The sequence below is a fragment of the Paenibacillus macerans genome, assembly GCF_900454495.1.
Classification (GTDB): domain Bacteria; phylum Bacillota; class Bacilli; order Paenibacillales; family Paenibacillaceae; genus Fontibacillus; species Fontibacillus macerans.
The window spans coordinates 433665-452272 of record NZ_UGSI01000002.1; the positions used below are offsets into that span (position 1 = coordinate 433665).

15 protein-coding genes and 2 pseudogenes are annotated in these 18608 nt (G+C 51.7%); 6 read left to right on the forward strand and 11 right to left on the reverse strand.

Annotation, left to right across the window (positions count from 1 at the left end; genetic code table 11):
- Positions 1-394 precede the first annotated feature (394 nt).
- The 4 genes and pseudogenes from DYE26_RS34950 to DYE26_RS25130 all read right to left on the reverse strand — a co-directional run.
- Positions 395-567, reverse strand: a pseudogene (locus DYE26_RS34950) (transposase); the annotation flags it as partial.
- A gap of 392 nt (positions 568-959) precedes the next feature.
- Positions 960-1454 (reverse strand): AbrB/MazE/SpoVT family DNA-binding domain-containing protein, encoded by a 495-nt coding sequence (locus DYE26_RS25120; protein ID WP_051985193.1) that lies wholly within the window; start codon positions 1452-1454, stop codon positions 960-962.
- Between the two features lie 199 nt (positions 1455-1653).
- Positions 1654-3042, reverse strand: coding sequence for a hypothetical protein (locus tag DYE26_RS25125; protein WP_036618892.1), 1389 nt, complete (start codon positions 3040-3042; stop codon positions 1654-1656).
- Between the two features lie 113 nt (positions 3043-3155).
- Positions 3156-3320, reverse strand: a pseudogene (locus tag DYE26_RS25130) (Tn3 family transposase); the annotation flags it as partial.
- 195 nt (positions 3321-3515) lie between these two features.
- Here DYE26_RS25130 and DYE26_RS25135 point away from each other — a divergent pair.
- The 6 genes from DYE26_RS25135 to DYE26_RS25160 all read left to right on the forward strand — a co-directional run bounded on the left by DYE26_RS25135 (position 3516) and on the right by DYE26_RS25160 (position 9865).
- On the forward strand, positions 3516-4217 hold the full coding sequence (locus DYE26_RS25135) for a response regulator transcription factor (RefSeq protein ID WP_036618894.1): 702 nt from the start codon (positions 3516-3518) through the stop codon (positions 4215-4217).
- Positions 4210-5307, forward strand: a complete 1098-nt coding sequence (locus DYE26_RS25140; RefSeq protein WP_036618896.1) for a HAMP domain-containing sensor histidine kinase — start codon at positions 4210-4212, stop codon at positions 5305-5307. The genes DYE26_RS25135 and DYE26_RS25140 overlap by 8 nt, the downstream gene beginning before the upstream one ends.
- A gap of 155 nt (positions 5308-5462) precedes the next feature.
- The gene (locus DYE26_RS25145; RefSeq protein WP_051985194.1) at positions 5463-6380 is read left to right on the forward strand and encodes a carbohydrate ABC transporter permease; all 918 of its coding nucleotides are present in this window, start codon (positions 5463-5465) and stop codon (positions 6378-6380) included.
- 29 nt (positions 6381-6409) lie between these two features.
- Positions 6410-7282: a carbohydrate ABC transporter permease gene (locus DYE26_RS25150; protein WP_036618898.1), complete on the forward strand. Its 873-nt coding sequence runs from the start codon at positions 6410-6412 to the stop codon at positions 7280-7282.
- 16 nt (positions 7283-7298) lie between these two features.
- Positions 7299-8459, forward strand: coding sequence for an efflux RND transporter periplasmic adaptor subunit (locus tag DYE26_RS25155; RefSeq protein ID WP_036618901.1), 1161 nt, complete (start codon positions 7299-7301; stop codon positions 8457-8459).
- Positions 8460-8530: 71 nt separating this feature from the next.
- Positions 8531-9865, forward strand: coding sequence for an extracellular solute-binding protein (locus tag DYE26_RS25160; protein ID WP_036618904.1), 1335 nt, complete (start codon positions 8531-8533; stop codon positions 9863-9865).
- Between the two features lie 78 nt (positions 9866-9943).
- Here DYE26_RS25160 and DYE26_RS25165 read toward each other — a convergent pair whose 3' ends face one another.
- The 7 genes from DYE26_RS25165 to pruA form a co-directional block, all read right to left on the reverse strand.
- Positions 9944-11854 (reverse strand): S-layer homology domain-containing protein, encoded by a 1911-nt coding sequence (locus tag DYE26_RS25165; protein WP_051985195.1) that lies wholly within the window; start codon positions 11852-11854, stop codon positions 9944-9946.
- Positions 11855-12253: 399 nt separating this feature from the next.
- Positions 12254-12448, reverse strand: coding sequence for a hypothetical protein (locus DYE26_RS25170; protein WP_036618907.1), 195 nt, complete (start codon positions 12446-12448; stop codon positions 12254-12256).
- 6 nt (positions 12449-12454) lie between these two features.
- Positions 12455-13222: a hypothetical protein gene (locus tag DYE26_RS25175; RefSeq protein ID WP_036618910.1), complete on the reverse strand. Its 768-nt coding sequence runs from the start codon at positions 13220-13222 to the stop codon at positions 12455-12457.
- A 116-nt stretch (positions 13223-13338) separates the two neighbouring features.
- On the reverse strand, positions 13339-14106 hold the full coding sequence (locus tag DYE26_RS25180) for a hypothetical protein (protein WP_036618913.1): 768 nt from the start codon (positions 14104-14106) through the stop codon (positions 13339-13341).
- A gap of 198 nt (positions 14107-14304) precedes the next feature.
- Positions 14305-15708, reverse strand: a complete 1404-nt coding sequence (locus DYE26_RS25185) for an NAD-dependent malic enzyme (protein WP_036618915.1) — start codon at positions 15706-15708, stop codon at positions 14305-14307.
- Between the two features lie 2 nt (positions 15709-15710).
- On the reverse strand, positions 15711-16973 hold the full coding sequence (locus DYE26_RS25190) for a Glu/Leu/Phe/Val family dehydrogenase (protein WP_036618918.1): 1263 nt from the start codon (positions 16971-16973) through the stop codon (positions 15711-15713).
- Between the two features lie 50 nt (positions 16974-17023).
- Positions 17024-18601 carry an L-glutamate gamma-semialdehyde dehydrogenase gene (gene pruA, locus DYE26_RS25195; RefSeq protein ID WP_036618920.1) on the reverse strand — a complete coding sequence of 526 codons (1578 nt, stop codon included), beginning with the start codon at positions 18599-18601 and terminating at the stop codon, positions 17024-17026.
- Positions 18602-18608 lie beyond the last annotated feature (7 nt).

The following is an 18608-nucleotide window of genomic DNA, read 5'->3' on the forward strand; positions in this document are numbered from 1 at the left end:
TTAATAGCGGAAAAAGGGACTCAAAACCGAGATCAGTGCTTGACAAAATAAATTATGACTTTGGCTCTGAGGTGGCTGTCTATAGCGTTCGTGTCTTGGTACCCCTGCATGCTGCTTTGCACAATTATCCCTTTTATTCAGAGGGGAGAGGGTGAGGCTAATCACGGTCCTTTCATTTTTTTCGGTGTCTTGCCCCATTCCTCCCGTCAGGTCTGCTTTACTTCTCCATAAATCTCCTTCTTACAAACCTGTCTAGCGATCTCGAACATGCTGCTTCTCCCAAACCTATTTTCTTCTCCTGAATTTATCTTCCTCTCTGCTTCCGGATCAAATGGGATAATCGTGCAAAGCGTCTGGACAGTGGATGTTGATCTGCCGATATTTCTTGCCACGATCGGTTACATTCAACAAGAATGCCGGTTTTGTAGCGCCCATAGTGTCTTGTGAAGTAATGACGACGTCGATAAACCTTGATGCGATTATAGAGCCCTTCGACTGTTGCGTTTGTCCAGCGACAGGATGGTAGTTCACGATCTCTTCTTGCCAATTCTGCATCGTTTTCAGCGAGAAGTAACAGTTGTTACAACGGTCTTATTTAACTTCTGTATAATATTTGTGTAGCCAGTTAGACAATTCGATATTAGGTCAAATGTAAATTGGAGGTATAAATAATGAAGTCCATTCGTTTTTTAATGAAATCATTTCGATTTTGGTTAGTTTTAATTCCGTTTTTCGTTATTGTTGTAAATACTTCGGTAAATGATGGCTACAACATACTATTGGCCATATTTGGTCCGTTGGTTTGGTTATACGATTTTTTTTATTCCATTTCCAGAGAAACTTAAAGAAGGGCGTTCCCCATGTTCCAGGAACGCCTTTCCGTTGATGAATATTCGCTTCCATTCCAGCCGGGTTACATAGCATACGTTCGTATGTATGTCTCAAACATACATTTTCTATTAGCTCTCTGCTGATTTCATAGCACGAAGTAGTTGACTGACTCTCGACGGCGAAACTCCGATCCTTTCCGCCCACTTGGATTGATTTTCAGATGGATAGATAGCCATTACTTCATTGAGCTTTCGGATTAATTCACTCGTCTTTTGCCGGGGCCGCCGTGCAGCTCCTGCGTCTAGATTGCTTTGATTTTCTAACACCACCGCAATTTCCAGGTTAGCCGATTGTTGACTCCCTGCTTGCTGTTCAGGGAACAGTTCCTGTAAGCATGCCGCGCAAATGAAGCGTTCCCGGAAGTATATAAGCTGCTCCATCGATTGGCAGAACAGGCACTCTTGTGTCCGGTACGGGCGCATCATGATTCTTTGGGATGCATTGTCAATAAAAAACTCTATGGTATCGCCCTGGCTTATCCCAATAAAACGGCGTAATTCAATAGGGATAACGATTCTCCCAAGCTCATCAAGTGGCCTGACAATCCCGATACTTCTTATCATTCCTGATTCCCCCGCCTCCGGCAGAAAAACCACCGAGCTTTGTGTGGAATCCGGTGGTTTTAGCTGATATGTAAATTATAGCGACTTGCCATCTAAAAATCATGGTAGAGATTCGAATTACCCTCCAACATGAAAGTCGAGCGTCCCCATAAGTGGTCCTGCACTTACTCCTACACTTATCACCAATACGAATAGAAAATTAATGGCGTACAGAACATTCTTTTTCATGGCCTTCCCCCATTTCCACTAATTGATGATACTCTACTTTCGATTCAGCCGACGCAACGTTTCTAAAACGTTCAAACAATCTCATACACCGAAGCATAGAGCTTTCGTTATTTATCATAGTAGATTTTTTCAGGCCATGCATCAATGATTTAAAGCCTTGTTCATAATCCTCTCTGAATAAGTAATAATCGGCTAATTCACACAGCAAACCAACGAGCTTATTATCGGTATTTTGTTGGTTATAGATTTCGTTTTCTTCCTGTTCCAGGACATTAGATAACACGGTTTCAAACTTAGTAAGGACATGATCGACGTTAATCTTGTAACGGTTAGCTACTATCATGATATTCCATAAACCCGTAAGTATTTCATTTTCCTTCTTTTCAAAGTAATTCACGTATTCCGGAAGCAACTCTATATTGCCAGCCATTAACTTGGTCAATAAAATATTCGCTTGAGTCCATTCCTGGAACAGGTTCCTCCAGTATAGTGTATCTTTATCCGCCTCTTTAACCCATGCTAAATCAGCAGCTTCGCTGAGTATTTGCAAAGCCAATTCATAATCTCCTTGTTCATAATAAGTGTTACTTATTAGCAAATTACTAAAGGCAACATAAAAAAATAATGGTCTAGGCAGTTTCTTAACAATGTCCTGGTTATTATTTTTCCGGGAGTGGGGCAAAGAGTACTGAATTTTAGCCAGCTGCTTTAACTTTATGCAAATTTTATAGACCTTATCCCAGCGACGCAAAGAACGATAAGTGTCCGCCAAATTCTTCAATGCATCCAGTTGGTCGATTTCATCAAGCCGCTCCACGAAAGGCTCAAACTGGATCGCAGCCCGGTAGTTTTGTTCCTGATCGGACCCGAGTCTAGTTAGGAACAACTTGTACTGGCAATAAGCCAACCGCTCTGAATGCTGACTTTTTTCGCTTAGCGCTACACTCTCGTAAAGAATCGCTGCTGCCATCCGTTTTCCTTGCGCAATTAAATCTTCCGCTACCTCAAATAAGGGAGATGAATATACAAGGTTATCCAGCAATAGATTTACGGTTTGTTTAATGCAATCCAGTTTGTCCAACTCTGCGCACCGGTACAAGAAAGGTTTGATTCTGCGCCAATTCGGCGCCACTTCATTCAAGCACTCCTGGATGTACTGCTCATAAAAATGCCCATCGGGGAGATTCATCACCGTAGTAATCCGGTCAAGTTGATGCACGGAAAGCACTCTCTGACTGTGTAAAATAGCACTCATCGTGCCCGTATTCAATCCGGCCTGCTTGGATAGTTGACTAATATTTAACCCATTCTGTTTTGAAAATTGCTCCAGCGCTCCGAGAATCGTGGTTGTATCATTCAAACTAACCACCTCTGATAAATTTTGGGAATATATCATAAATATAGCCATCTTTTAAACAATGGTCAATATAATTGACTAGAGAAGGTGTCAGCTTCGCTGGTACTCCCCCTAGTCAGCACGCTGGATTTGATGTAGATCAAACAGTTCTTCAGGAGGTGAAGCGACAGTACGGTCATCTCCTGATCCTCTAACCGGTTGGCAGCTATTTCTTCGCCTTTTCCGTAAAAAATGAAACTGTCTGCCGAGTTTCAATTCTCCACAACATTCAAGCCCGAATCTCCCCAGCTCTTCGCTAATCATTAATATAAATTTATTTTTTTCCAAAAAACCACTCTATTAACAACAAAACAAATGCAACCAACGAAACTATCAATGAAAAACAGAACGGAAGTAGTAAATGATTATCACTAATACCATTTGAAATCGCAGGCTGATCTCGGTTATGCTATCCATGAAAAGGAGAGAGCCAAGCGATGAAACCAATCACGATTCTGATTGCTGATGACGAGGCGGAGATCGCCGATCTGATTGAGCTGCATCTGGTCAGAGAGGGCTACCGCTGCATCAAGGTATCCGACGGGCAGCAGGCGGTTGACGCCGTGCGGACGCAGCCGGTCGATTTGGCGATTATGGACATCATGATGCCGAGGCTCGACGGGTACGAGGCTACGCGGCAAATTCGCGAGCGGCATCATCTGCCGATTATTTTTCTGAGCGCCAAGGCCAGTGACCTCGATAAAATTACCGGGCTGGTTCGCGGCGCGGACGATTACATGACCAAACCGTTTAACCCTATGGAACTGGTGGCCCGGGTGAACGCGCAGCTGCGCCGCTTCATTCAGCTTAACCCGTCGGCGGGAGCGCAGGCGGGCATTCCCGTGCTGGAGGCCGGCGGGCTCGTCATCCATCCCGAGGAGCGGACCGTATTCCTGTACGGCGAACGGGTCGAGCTGACGCCCAAGGAGTTCGATATTTTATATTTGCTGGCCAGCCATCCGAAGAAGGTGTTCAGCTCGGAGCATATTTTCCGGCAGGTGTGGGGCGAGGCTTATTACGAAGGCGGAAATACGGTGATGGTGCACATCCGCACCCTGCGCAAGAAGCTGGGAGAGGACCAATACAAACACAGGCTGATCAAAACCGTCTGGGGGGTAGGTTACACGTTCGATGGTTAAATCCAAATTCCGCAGTTTCCGTTTTCAAATGATCAAGCTGTTTGGGCTGAGTATGCTGCTGTCCGCCGGCACCACTTTTATAATTTACTTGGCGCTGCAGCAGTATTACCATACGTTGCTACGAGAAAACCCGATGTTCGAAGTCCGCGAATCTATCAGAGAGATCGGCGATATTAACGTGTTCCTGATCATTTTTTTTCCGATCTCGTTTTTTTATTTCTATCTGCTGACCCGGCGTTACGTCGCTTATTTCCGGGAGATTTCCCGGGGAATCAACCAGTTGGCCGGAGGCGACTTCACCAGCCGGGTCCATGTTCCGTCGAGAGACGAACTCGGAGATATCGCGCGGGACATCAACCTGGCCAGCGAAAAACTGCAGCAGGCCGTGGAGCGGGGCGATTTCGCCGAAACCAGCAAAGAGCAGCTGGTGCTCAACCTGGCCCATGATTTACGAACGCCGCTGACCTCTGTGATCGGGTACCTGGACTTCATACTGCAGGGCAAAGATCTGAGCGCCGAACAGATGAAGCATTACACCTCTATCGCCTACACCAAATCGCAGCGGCTGGAGAAGCTGATCGACGAGCTGTTCGAAATCACGCGGATGAACTACGGCAAGCTGAAGCTGAACCGCGGGCCGCTCGACCTCGGCGAGCTGCTGGCCCAATTGGCTGAAGAGTTGTACCCCCTGTTCGAAAAAAACGGGCTGACCGTCCGCCTTGACCTCGCGCCGCAGCTGACGATCTCCGGGGACGGGGACCTGCTGGCCCGCGTGTTCGAGAACCTATTTACCAATGCCGCCCGTTACGGTAAAGATGGCGGGTTCATCGATATCCACGGACGGCTGGAAGGCGGAAACGCGGTCATTCGCGTCATCAATTACGGGGATTCCATTCCGCCGGACGAGCTGCCGCATCTGTTTGACATGTTTTTCACCGGCGACCGGGCGCGGACGCATCAGGGAGGCAGCACCGGTCTCGGCCTGTTCATCGCCAAAAATATCATCGAACAGCATGAGGGCTCCATTTCAGCGCAAAGCGATATCATCCGCACGCAGTTTGAAGTGCGCTTGCCGAAGTTAGGGATTTAAATACGTGTTCAAAAAGTAGGTTTTATGAAAGCATATGCCCCATCCGGCTGAATTCAAGATTCGACATCGAATTAAGAAAAATTTAAGATTTACCCCACTTTTGATTTTAAAAGTCTGCCCTATGCTTAAAGGCATGAATGCAGGAGGACTGGAAGATGAAGAAGTGGGGGTTTTTGCGTGCGCCGAACGGCCTGACCCGGCTGGGCCTCGCTCGCCCGTTGCGCGGGGACGGGGCGGCGGCGTGGTTGTTTCTGGCGCCGAGCGCGGCCGGGTTTGCGGTGTTTTATCTGATTCCGTTCGGGATGAGTCTGATGTATTCCTTCATGAGCGGCACTTCCGGCGGAAGTTTCGTCGGCCTGGCGAATTACCGTGAGCTCCTGTCCAGCGATTCGTTCCGGAAAGCGGCGGCCAACACGTTTTATTTCAGCGCGCTTGGCGTCCCGCTGATGCTGGTGCTGTCGCTGGGACTGGCGCTGCTGTTGAACCGGCAAATCTATCTGCGGAAGTGGCTCCGCACCTCCTACGTGCTGCCGCTGGTGGTGCCGGTCGCCTCGGTCATCATCATCTGGCAGGTGGTGTTCGACTGGAACGGCGTTTTGAACTATGCGCTCAGCCATTTCGGGATCCAGCGCGTGGACTGGATGAAAACCCCCGCCGCCCGGTATGTAGTCATCGTCGTGTATTTATGGAAGAACGTTGGCTACAACGTCATTTTGTTCCTGGCGGGCCTGCAGCAAATTCCGCAGGATTACTACGAAACCGCCCGGGTCGAAGGCGCCGGACCCTTTCGCCGGTTTTTGGGCATCACGCTCGTTTACTTAACGACAACGACGTTTTTCGTGGTCATCATATCGATCATCAATTCGTTTAAGGTGTTCCGGGAGACGTATTTGCTCGCGGGAGATTACCCGCATGACAGCATCTACATGCTGCAGCACTATATGAACAACATGTTTGTTTCGCTAAACATCCAGAAGCTGACGGCCGCGGCGGTGCTGATGGTCGCCGCCATCCTGGCGATCGTCCTGGTCTTGTTCGGGCTGGAGCGCCGCTACCGGAAGTTTATGGAATAGAGAACTTGTACAAATAGGAGGCGGACGGCGTGCAAGTGATCAAAGCGGTGCAAAAAGCTCTGCTGACGGCGTTCCTGGGGGTGATCGGCTTGCTGCTGCTGTTCCCGGTCGTCATTACGTTCACCAATTCGCTGATGACGGAACAGGAGCTGGAGATCAATTACGGGGTGATCGGAAAGCTCACGGAGGTGACTTCGACCGGTGCCGGAACCTTCGTCAATCTGAAATGGGTGCCGGACCAGGTCACCTTGGAGCAGTACGGCCGGCTGTTGGTGTATACCCCGAAATATTTGGTGATGTTTTGGAATTCCGCGGGACTGGTGCTGCCGATCATCGCCGGACAAACGGCGGTGGCGGCGATGGCCGCCTATGCGCTTTCCAAACTGCGGTTTCGCGGACGTGACGCGCTCTTCCTGGTCTATTTACTGTCGATGCTGATGCCCTTTCAGGTGACGCTGGTCCCCAACTATATCATGGCCGATAAGCTGGGGCTGCTGCACAGCCCGGGAGCGGTGATCCTGCCGGGCGTGTTCGCCGCGTTCGGGGTATTCATGCTGCGCCAGTTCATGCTGCATATCCCTTACGCTTATATCGAAGCCGCCAAAATGGACGGCGCCGGCCATCCGCGGATATTCCTGGCGCTCATCCTGCCGATGGTCAAACCGGGACTGGCGGCGCTAGTGGTCTTGCTGTTCGTCGATTATTGGAATATGGTCGAGCAGCCGCTGATCTTTTTGGACCCGCTCAAGCAGCCTTTATCGGTCTTTCTATCGAGATTAAGCGGAGAATGGGGGACGGCTTTTGCCGCATCCATGCTGTACATGTCTCCGATGGTGCTGTTGTTCCTCTATGCGGAGACATATTTCATCGAAGGCGTGCAGTTGTCCGGGATCAAGGGATAAGGGGGGATGCAAAACGATGGAGTTAGGGAAAGAGCAGGCTGATCGTAAACGGAAAAAACTGATTTTCACCGTCTTTATGCTGCTGATGGGGGGACTGCTGTTTTTCACGTTTTTCAGCAACACGCTCCAATCGGTGACCTTACCGAAGGTCCGGACGGTGCAGGCGGCGGCCGGGGGGCTTACATACAAGCTGGAGGGCAGCGGGATCTTGCGGCCGGCAAAGCAGGCGGAGCTGGCGAATCCGGCGGGCTGGAAGGTCCGGGAAGTGCTCGTGAAGGAAGGCGAAGCGGTTAAAAAAGGGCAGAAGCTTGTGCTTTACGACAGCGGCGCCGCCGAGCGTGAGCTTGAGGATGAGCTCGCAGAGCTAAAGAAGCAACGAATCGCGCTGCAAAACGTTCAGGATCAATTTATTCAGGCGACGGTTAGCGGAGACGATTCCGCCCTTCGTACGACTAAACGCGAGTTGGAAACGCGAAAACTCGATATCTCGGTGCAGGAGCGGAAAATCGCGGGGCTGCAGGAGCAGTTAAACCGCGAGCGGGAACTTTTGGCCCCGTTTGACGGGGTGATTGAGGAAGTGAATGCGGTGGAGGGCTTGGCCTCGGCGGGACTGCCGGATGCGGTGGTATCGAGCGGCAGCGCGGGATACCTGCTGGAGATTGCCGTCGACGGGCCGCTGATCGGCCGTCTCGGGACCAGGGTCGGGCAGAACATCGAGGTTGAGGTTGCCCAGGCCGCCGATCAACTGGCGTACAGGCTGGAGGGCACGATCGAAGAAATAGCCGATGCGGGATCGCGGATCTACGGTTCGTCGGAGAACGGTACCGGAACGCAGGAGGCTGTGCCGCAAAAGCTGCTGCGCATCCATGTGGCCGATCCCGGCCTGAAAGGGGGCGAGCAGGCTTCGGTCAAGCTGGAGCAGGTTTCCTCCGACAAAGGCTGGGTGCTTCCGAACGAAGCGGTTCATCGCGACGGCGAAAAGCGGTTTATTTTCAAGGTGGAGGAACAGCTGGGCGCTTTGGGCAATGTGTTTGTGGCCCGCAAGGTGCCGATCGAAACGAGCGCCGTGAACGAAGGGGAAACGATGATTCCGGCGGATCTCCTGTATGAAGGAGACCTGATTATCCTGGAAAGCAGCGAGCCGTTGCAGGACGGCAACCAGATTCGTTTGCAATAAATTGTTGAAAACCTGACTTTTTGAACACGGACTTTAAATAAAGATGTGAGGAGAACAAGGAGGTATATCCCATGAAAAAACGGTTGGCAATGACACTAATTGGAGCTTTAATACTTTCGGTGGCGATGACCGCATGCGGAGCCGGCGGCGGAGGGCCGGAGACGGGCGGGAAGAAAGAGCAGCCTGCCCAGGAAGGGGGCAAAACCCGGCTGACCTTATCGGTTCAGGAAATGACTCCTTTTTATGAAGCGTTGAAGCGTAAGTTTGAAGCGAAATACCCGGACATCGATTTGAACGTTCAGGCTTACAAGCAAGCCGGAGAAGAGAGTGAGCCCGGCGATTTGGACGAGTACCGGAAGTCGATCAATACGGAGTTGCTCTCGGGGCAAGGAGCAGACGTGTTCGAGCTCGATAACTTGCCGGTGGGCGATTATGTCGGAAAGGGCCTGCTTTTGAACATGGATTCGCTGTTGAGCCAGGATAAGACTGTGAACACGGACGATGTGCAAATGAATGTGCTGGAGGCGATGAAGGAAAGCGGCGGCCTGTACGCTGTTCCGGCCGGCTTTAGCCTGAGGGCGTTTATCGGCGACGGCGAGGTGTTGAAAGACGCCGGCATCGAGGAAGGAACCTGGACCTGGCAGGATTTTGCCGATGTTGCGAAGACGTTGACGCAGGGCAAGGAAGGCATTTATGCAATGGCGGATTACCCGCCGGAGATGCTGACGCAGGAAATGGTGGTCGACAGCTACGGGACGTACGTAGATTCGGCGGCAAAAAAAGCGAAGTTCGATTCGCCAGAATTCGTGGCGCTGCTGCAGCAAGTGAAAAAGATGTACGATGACGGTATCATGACCGGGAATCCGGCAGAACTTGGCAAGCAGCTGTTCTATTCCGCCGTCTTGTTCGAACCGGCCGATGTAATCAACGTTACGCATACGTACTTCGACCACCCGCAGCTGTTGCAAAAGCCCCACAGCGCGGAGCAATCCGGCACGATGCGGATCATTCCCCTTACCCAGTTTGGCATCCGTGCGAAGACGCCCGTCCAGGAAGAAGCCTGGAAGCTGGTGAGCTTCCTCCTGTCCGAAGAGGCGCAATCTATGCGAGAGCGCAGCGGATTTTCGCTGCTCAAATCGGTGAACGGGCAAAAGCTGGACGAGATCAAGCAGCAAATCGGGGAAGGCACCTACAAACTGCCTGACGGAAAAGCCGTGAAGGCGGAGAATGAGGAATTCACCCGGTTCCAGCAGCTATTGGATAAGGTGGACCAATATTCGCAGCTCGACGGGAAGGTGATCGCCATCGTGGGCGAGGAATCGCTGGCGTTCTTTAGCGGGCAAAAATCCGCGGAGGAAGCGGCAAAATTGATTCAAAACCGCGCGACGACCTTTTTGAACGAATAAAGCAGCGGGGATATGGCGGTTCATGAACCGGACCATATCCCCGTTTTCCGCCTCCACGAAGAAGATCACGTTCAGGTATTACTTCGGTGCTTCCTCCGGCGTGATCTCCGCCTCCCCCGGGATATCGATAAAGACAGGCTCGGACAGCATCACGGGATTCCGGGCAAAATCCCAACCGCCGATTGCGACGATGCGGAATCTGCCTGGGCTCTGGAGCTTCAGGTAAGCAGCCGTGCTTGGGTTCAGCTCGATTCTGAATTCATGGCGGCTGAGCATCGTCACGGTGTAATCTCCGAAGGGATTCAAGTGCTTCGTGTCCTCGTCCGTGAAGTCGCCGCTGGCCGAAAAATCAAGCGTGATGCCGCCAAAGTCCGGCGAAACCGACAAATCCTCACTGAAGGTTAAGCTAATCGTTCCGTCTTCGTTATACGTGCTGCCGGTTACGGTTGGCGGCGTCTCGTCAAACGTAATCCGGAGTTCCTGACTGCCGAGCACGACGCCGTTTTCCCAAAGATTAAAGAACAGGGACGCTTCCGTGTTTTCCGTCGCTTCCTTGACAGGAATCATGATGATCCCGTCGTTGGACGGAATAATAGAAACGAGATCGGAGTATGTGCTCAGCGTAACCGTAGCGATCACGGCATGGGTGGACGAATCGGCCACGTTGAAGGCGCCTTTTTCCGGAGCGTATTTGATGCTTCCGGCCGTTTCACCGCGCTTGACTTGCAAGAAGTCCCTGATATTCCGCTTGTTGTAGGAGTATTCCGCTCTTTCGGATTCGGATGTATCCCCGGATGAAATCGTAACGGCAGCCTGATCCGGTAAAAGAACGCTGTTCAGATAAAGCGCGGCTCCCTCCGCCAGCTTGATTTCAAGCGGCAGTTCTTGGGCGGCGGTCAATGACACCGGTGCCGAAGGTGCCGACACATTGCCGGCGGCGTCGACCGCGTAAACCTTATAATCCCCTTCCGTGAGGCCGGAGGTAGGGATTTCGGCCATGCCGCCGGCTGCGGAAACGGCCGCCCCGCTGGCGGATGCTGCGGAGACCAGGGCATCCAAATCTGCCTTGGTCAACGGATTTTTGGCGGCCGGGACAAGGTAAACATAGCCGGCTTCGCTGGATTTGACGGCAACGGCTTGTCCGATCTTCACCGGTGAAGCGGATACAACCGTGACCGTGGGGGCGGTTGTATCCGGCCGGTTTGTACCGCTGCCGCCACCGCTGCTATTGCTGTTTCCGCGGCCGGCAATCAAAGTTCCGCCGCCGCTGTCCGTCCCGCTTGCCGCAGGAGTTGTTTCAGGCTGCTTCGATGCGTCCGTATCACCTTCGGAAGGCTTCGTGTCCGGAGAAGAATCCTCGCCTTTAAGAGTGTCCAGCGTTTCGATGAATTTGCTGGTGAGCGAAGCCACCTCTTGTCTTTGCGCGCTGCCGTCAGGTTTAAACGTGCCGTTGGGATAGCCGGAGATGAGGCCCAATTCAACGGCTGCTGCGACCGCATCTTTGGCGTAACCGGAAATGGAAGCCGCGTCGCTGAATTTCAGGTCCGCCGCTTTACCGGCCGCATCAACCCCAAGCGCCCGCACCAGAATAACCGCCAAATCCTGCCGCGATAAATTGTTGCCATTGCCGAAAACGCCGTTACCGTAGCCGTTTATCAAACCGGCTTTGACCGCGGCTTCCACGGCACTATAGGCATAATTGGCCGCGGGCACGTCCTGGAAGGTGGCCGACGCCGGGGGCGCCGACACATCCAGTCCCAGCGCTTTGGCGAGGATGATAGCAAAATCCTGGCGCTCAATGGTTCCTGTCGGATCGAATTTCCCGTTGCCCTTGCCGTTCAAAATCCCGGACTCCGCAAGCTTCACGATCGCATCTTTGGCATAGGAGCCGTCGATGTCCGTGAAAGTGGTTGCCGCATGGGCCGGCAGCGCGCAGGCGCTAAGCAGGGCTGCCGTGGTGATTACCTTGATATAAAGCTTTTTGCTCAAGAAAGCTCTTCCCCTCAACTTGTAATCTTTCATTTCCCCTCTGGCTGTCTGAAAGTCTAGTTAAAGTAAATATATAATAGTTTAAAAAATATGTAATCAAAATTTTGAATATATAAAAAGACCCTGCCTCCATGTTTGCTGAGGATAGGGTCTTTCTCTGCTCCTTTTATCCTAATAAATCGTAAAGCTACTATCTAGGAAGACCGATTGTTTATGGGGTTGTAACGGAGAAGGAGGAAATTCTATTTATCCATCAACCACTTTGAAAGGAAGGACTTTTTACAGATACGGATAAACTATTTTTTGATGAATTGCACTTGATTTCATTTGTTTGCAGGAATAACCTGTTTTTTTATTTGGTAACTGCTATTTATTCAATATAATTGTGAAATTGCTTTATTAATTTACAATATCCAACCAACCATCTAAAGTCAAAATTTCTGCGTTTTGAGTTATCACATTAATTCTTACTGGAAACTTACCATTGTCAGTTTCTATATACATATATTTATAAAAAGAAGGATAAATAAAGATACTAAAAAGTACAATTAAGGCAAAAATAGCTGCTAGTAAATAGATAATTCTTTTTTTCATAGGTAGCTACTCCTTCAAGGAATCTAAATTGATTTCGTAACGAAGGATATAATTTTGATTAAAGTACTCAATTTTTTTCAGAAGGACACCAGTATCTTGGTCATACCATAGCTCGGTTTTCACTGGAACATTTGTTTCTAGCTTAATGGTATTTTTTTTGTTTTTTCCATTTACATTTATTAACTCTTGACCATAACTTTCTAGGTATCCTGACGATCCATCTAAATCAGTATAAAAATGGTATTTTTCGTTACTTTGTTTCTCAAGATAAGAAAATAGCACATAATAAATTGACCCTTCTTGAAGATTAGAGTCTGGAGGCAGAACTAGTTTTCTATCTACGTTGGTATTATCTACTTGTTGTTTAAATTCGGTTATTGTTGATTCGACAATTTTGGCGCCATTAATATTGAGTACTTTCTTGATATCTTCATACCTCAAATTATCATCCAGATACTCCCTTTCGGTATAGCTTTGTAAAATCAATTTTTTAGAAAATTCATATTCTCTAATGTTTTTAATGTTCAATCCAATCCCTGGTAATTTATCTCCATCTAAAAATTTAACTTCTTTTATAATTGTTTTTTTATTGGAATCTCTTAAAGAGATTTCTAGTTCCCCAACCTTACTATTTTTTTCAAAAATTTTATATGTCACATAATGAAAAGGAAACTCTTTTTCTTCAAGATGAATATTATTTCCTGTTGGCTTACAACTAGTTAACATAAAAGTTATAAAGATAGAAATAACTATAATGATTAATTTTTTTTTCATTTTCACACAGCCTATCATAATTGTGGTTGACATAAAGAAAAGAATTTCAGCGAGGGTATTAAAAAGAATTTGTAAGGCTGACGGGTATAGTTTGTCAGCCTTACAAACTTAATTGTCTATTTAGTATAATGAGTGTGCTGAAAATACCAGATAGGTGTTTCTTGAGGTTGATAAAGCTGTCCCCAAGCTATAGCTCCGCTAAGATAAACAACGTCTGGATTTTTGATTGCTGTCCCATTCCAGGAAGCTTCAAACTCTAACTGATCTGCGTAGCCCGTTATTGAACCATTTTTCCCTCCAAATTCACCTGCTAGTTTCCCTAGAGAAAAACCTTTATAGCTTGGGTTTATTTCCCATTTTATAGTGCTGCCACTTGTTGTTTTTGTTGTTCCTTTCGGTGACCAATCTATTACCTCATATGCAGGTTCTCCAATCCAATGAGACTCTGTAAACCCAACTAAACTATATCCTGATTTTGGTTTCGCATTCGATTGAAACTCAAAAGTAATAATGTCATCACCTTTAGTTACAGACTTATACATTTTGTAAACTGCATAGGATTCTGCTCCAGTAGTTGTTCCACCTCCAGTAATTGTTTGTATAAGTTTATATTCAGAGGAGGCATAAGTTTCAGAATTAGTGAAAAAATCTGGATGCTCCGATAATGGAATCAGGCCATATCCTTGTTGTTCAGCAAATTTCTTGTTTAATTCTGGATCAAGGGACATCTTAATAACAGAGGTTGATTGAGAAGATATCTCAGAAGTCGGTTCCATGTCCCCATTTTGACTCCCCTCTGCAAATACAGTTCCTCCGTTAGAAAGCAGTAAGGTACAGGATAATAGTAATGGAAAAGTGAGTTTTAAAGATTTTAAAATGCTCATTTTTAAACCTCCTTACTTCTTTGATATAAACCGGCCGAATAGTTTTAATATAGCATAATTATATATTTTATTCAATAATTTACCATGGATAAATTATGAATTGGAGTTAATGTTCGGTTTGTATTCAGATCCGTTGGTGGTATGCGGCAAGTGAGTACAACCGGATCATCCGTCGTTGCACCGCCAACTGGCTCCAGCTTACCGGAAATCCGGCGGAATGCGCCGGGCCACTCCGGTCGATATCGCCGCGATCACGATCGCCTTACGGACGAGGGGGACCACCTGGTCGTTGAAAATGCTTGGAATGATGTACTGCTCATTCCGCTCCTCGTCCGTCACGGACGAGGCGATCGCCTCCGCGGCGGCCAGCTTCATCGCCTCGTTGATCCGTCTGGCGCGGCAGTCGAGCGCGCCGCGGAACAAGCCGGGGAAAACGAGCACATTGTTGATCTGGTTCGGATAGTCGCTTCGCCCCGTGGCGACCACGGCCGCATGCTTCAGCGCTTCCTCCGGCTTGATCTCCGGCTCCGGATTGGCCAGCGCGAACACGATCGGCCGCTCGTTCATCGCTCGGATATCGGCGCCGGCGAGCAGGCCGCCGGACGAGACGCCGATGAAGACGTCGGCCCCGGGCAGGACGTCCTTCAGCGCGCCGGCGCGTGCCTCCACCTGCGGCTGCTCCGCCAGCCACTGCCACATCGGGTGCTCGTATTTGCCACCGAACACGATGGCACCGGCTCTATCCACCGGAACAAGCCGGGTGACGCCTGCGGCGAGCAGCATTTTGCAGATGGACACGCCGGCCGCACCGACACCGCTTACGACGACCCGCACCTCGGACATCCGTTTGCCGACCACCTTCAGCGCGTTGATCAGGCCGGCGGTGACGACGACCGCGGTGCCGTGCTGATCGTCGTGAAACACCGGGATATCCAGCTCCTCCGCCAGCCGCCGCTCGATTTCAAAGCAGCGCGGGGAGCTGATATCTTCGAGGTTGATGCCGCCGAAAATCGGAGCGACCGCTTTGACGGTGCGGATGATTTCCTCCGTGTCGCTCGTATCGAGGCATAGCGGAAAAGCATCCACCCCGGCCAACTGCTTGAACAGCATCGCTTTGCCTTCCATGACCGGCGCGGCGGCGTACGGGCCGATGCCGCCAAGGCCAAGCACGGCGGTGCCGTCCGTGATCACGGCGACGGTATTGCGCTTGATCGTCAGCGAAAACGCCTTGGCCGGGCTTTCGTGGATCGCCTTGCACACTTTGGCGACGCCGGGAGTGTACACCTGCGACAAATCGTCGCGGTTGCGGATCGGCAGCGTCGGCTTGATAGAGATTTTGCCGCCGAGATGCATCAGGAACGTGCGGTCGGACACATTGATCAGCCGGACGCCGGGCAGCCTTCGCAGCGCGCCTACGATGGCGGCCTCATCACGGTCGCCCGTGTCCACGGTGATGTCGCGGATCGACGAACCTTTGGCCGAAGAGATAACGTCGATCGACGTTATGTCTCCGCCGGCCTGGCTGACCGCGGCGGCGACATCGCCGAAGCTGGCGTGCTCGTGATCCAGCTCCAGCCGGATAATGATCAGCGTAGTTGCCATAGTTAGATCCACCCCCGCCATTTTACGGCCTCGGTCATTCTTTTCAGGCCAACGATATAAGCGGCCAGCCGCATATTGACGCCCCGCAGCCTGGAGGTCCGGTACACCGTTTCGAACGCGGCGGTCAGGATGTCGGCCAGCTTCTTGTTGATTTCCTCCAGCGTCCAATAGTAGCCTTGATTATTTTGCACCCATTCAAAATAGGACACGACCACGCCGCCGGCGCTGGCCAGCACGTCCGGCACGATCAGGACGCCGCGCTTTGTCAGGATTTCCGTCGCCGCATACGTCGTCGGGCCGTTGGCCGCCTCCACCAGCAGCTTCGCCTTAATGTCGGGAGCGTTCTCCTCCGTGATTTGATTTTCGATCGCCGCCGGGATCAGGATATCGCAATCCTGCACCAGCAGCTCCCGGTTCGTGATCCGGCCCGGGAACAGGTGGGATACGGTTCCGAACGAGTCGCGCCGGTCCAGCAGTTCGAGGATATCGAGTCCGTCCGGGTGGTACAAAGCTCCGCGCGCGTCGGCGATTCCGACGATCACCGCCCCGGCGTCGTGCAGGAACTTGGCCAGGTAACCGCCGGCGTTGCCGAAGCCTTGGATAATGACGCGCGAGCCTGCGACGGTCATGCCGGCTTTTTTGACCGCTTCTTGCAGCACGATCGTCACGCCGAGCGCCGTCGACGACTCCCGGCCCAGCGAGCCGCCCAGCACGACCGGTTTGCCGGTGATGAAGCCGGGCGAGTCGAACTCGCGGATGCGGCTGTATTCGTCGAGCATCCAGGCCATGACCTGCGAGTTGGTGTAAACATCGGGCGCCGGAATATCCTTGGTCGGACCGACGATCTGACTGATCGCCCGGACGTACCCCCGGCTGAGCCCCTCCAGCTCGCGCAGGGACATGGTGCGGGGGTCGCAGATGACCCCGCCTTTTCCGCCGCCGTAAGGCAGGTTCACGATGCCGCATTTGATGCTCATCCACAGCGACAGGGCCTTAACCTCCTCCTCCGTGACGTCGGGATGAAACCGCACGCCCCCTTTGGTCGGACCGACCGCATCGTTATGCTGTGCGCGGTATCCGGTGAACACTTTGACCGAGCCGTCGTCCATTTTGACGGGAACCCGCACCGTCAGCGTGCGCAGCGGTTCCTTCAGCAGTTCGTACATCGCCGCGGGCTCGTTCATCGTCTGCAGGGCAGTCCGGATCAACTGCTGCGTACTGGTAAACACGTTCCCGCTTTCCGCGTTAATGAGCTTCCCCTTCATGACGTTTATCCCCTTTTCATGTCCATATTCGCACTATATTCGCACCGGCGTTATTTTTTTCGCGAGGTCAGCTTGGCTTGCGTGAACAGCAGCAAATAATCGTAGCCTCCCGCTTTCGAGTCGGTGCCGGACATATTGAACCCGCCGAACGGGTGGCCCCCCACCAGGGCGCCGGTGCATTTCCGGTTCACGTAAAGATTGCCGCAATGCATCGTTTCCAGCGCTTCGGAGATCCGATCTTCATCCCGTGAGAAAAAAGCTCCCGTCAAACCGAACTCGGTGTCATTGAACAGCCGGACCGCTTCCCGCCAATCCTGCGCTTTGCCGATCGCCAGCACCGGCCCGAAAATCTCCTCCTGCATGATCCGGGCCTTACCGCTCACGCCGGCAAAAACCGCCGGCTCGATATAAAACCCTTGCGCGCCGGTCACTTCGGCTTGACGGCCCCCAGTCAGCAGCTCGCCCTCTTGTTTGCCGATCTGGATGTACTTCAGCACCTTGCGGTAAGAGCTTTCGTCGATCACCGGGCCGATGGGGAAATTGTGCTCAGGCAGTCCGATCGTCAGCCGCCGGGTCAACTCCACCACTTTTTTCACGACCTCGTCATACACCGCCTCCACGATAAAAGCCCGGGATCCGGCGGAGCATTTTTGCCCCTGGTAGCCGAACGCCGAGGTGACGATCGCCTGGGCGGCCGCGTCCAGGTCGGCGGTTTCGTCCACCACGATGCCGTCTTTGCCGCCCATTTCCGCCACGACCCGCTTGATCCAGAGCTGCCCCGGGGCGACGCCGGCCGCCAGCTTGTTGATGTGCAGGCCCACTTCCTTTGAGCCGGTGAAGCTGATAAACCGGGTTTGGGGGTGCGTTGTCAAGTAATCGCCCACCTCCGCGCCGCTGCCCGGAACAAAGTTGAGCACCCCGGCCGGCAGGCCTGCTTCTTCCATTAAAGCGGCGAACTTGGCGGCGATCACCGATGTGTTGGAAGCGGGCTTCAGCAGGACGGTGTTGCCGGCGACGATGGCCGCCGAGGTCATGCCGGCGCAGATCGCCAGCGGAAAGTTCCAGGGCGGGATAATGACGCCGACACCAAGCGGAATATACGTCAGACGGTTCTCTTCGCCGGCCACCGGGGTGAGCGGCATCGTCTCGTTGATTTCGCTCAGCCGGATCATTTCCCGCGCGTAAAAATTCAGGAAATCGATCGCTTCCGCCGTGTCGGCATCGGCTTCGGCGTAGTTTTTGCCGGCCTCGAGGACCATCAGGGCGGAGAACTCGTGCTTGCGCTCCTGCATGATGGCGGCGGCTTTCAGCAGAATTTCCGCGCGCGTTTGCGCCGCTGTTTTTTTCCACGACTCAAACGTCTCCAGCGCCGTCTGCATTGCCTTTTCGGCAAGTACACGGTCGGCTTTGCTTACCCATCCGATTGTTTCGCCGGTTTGCCCCGGGTTGAAGGAACAGATCTTGTCTTCCGTAAAAATAAGCTCGCCGCCGATTCGCAGCGGATATTCGCGCCCCAGCTCGGACTTGACCTTGGCGATCGCCTCCTGCATGGCCCGCTTGCCGGGCTCCTGGCTGAAATCGGTAAAAGGCTCGTTGCGGAATACAGCGGGTTTTGCCGTTTTGTTCATGAGGGAA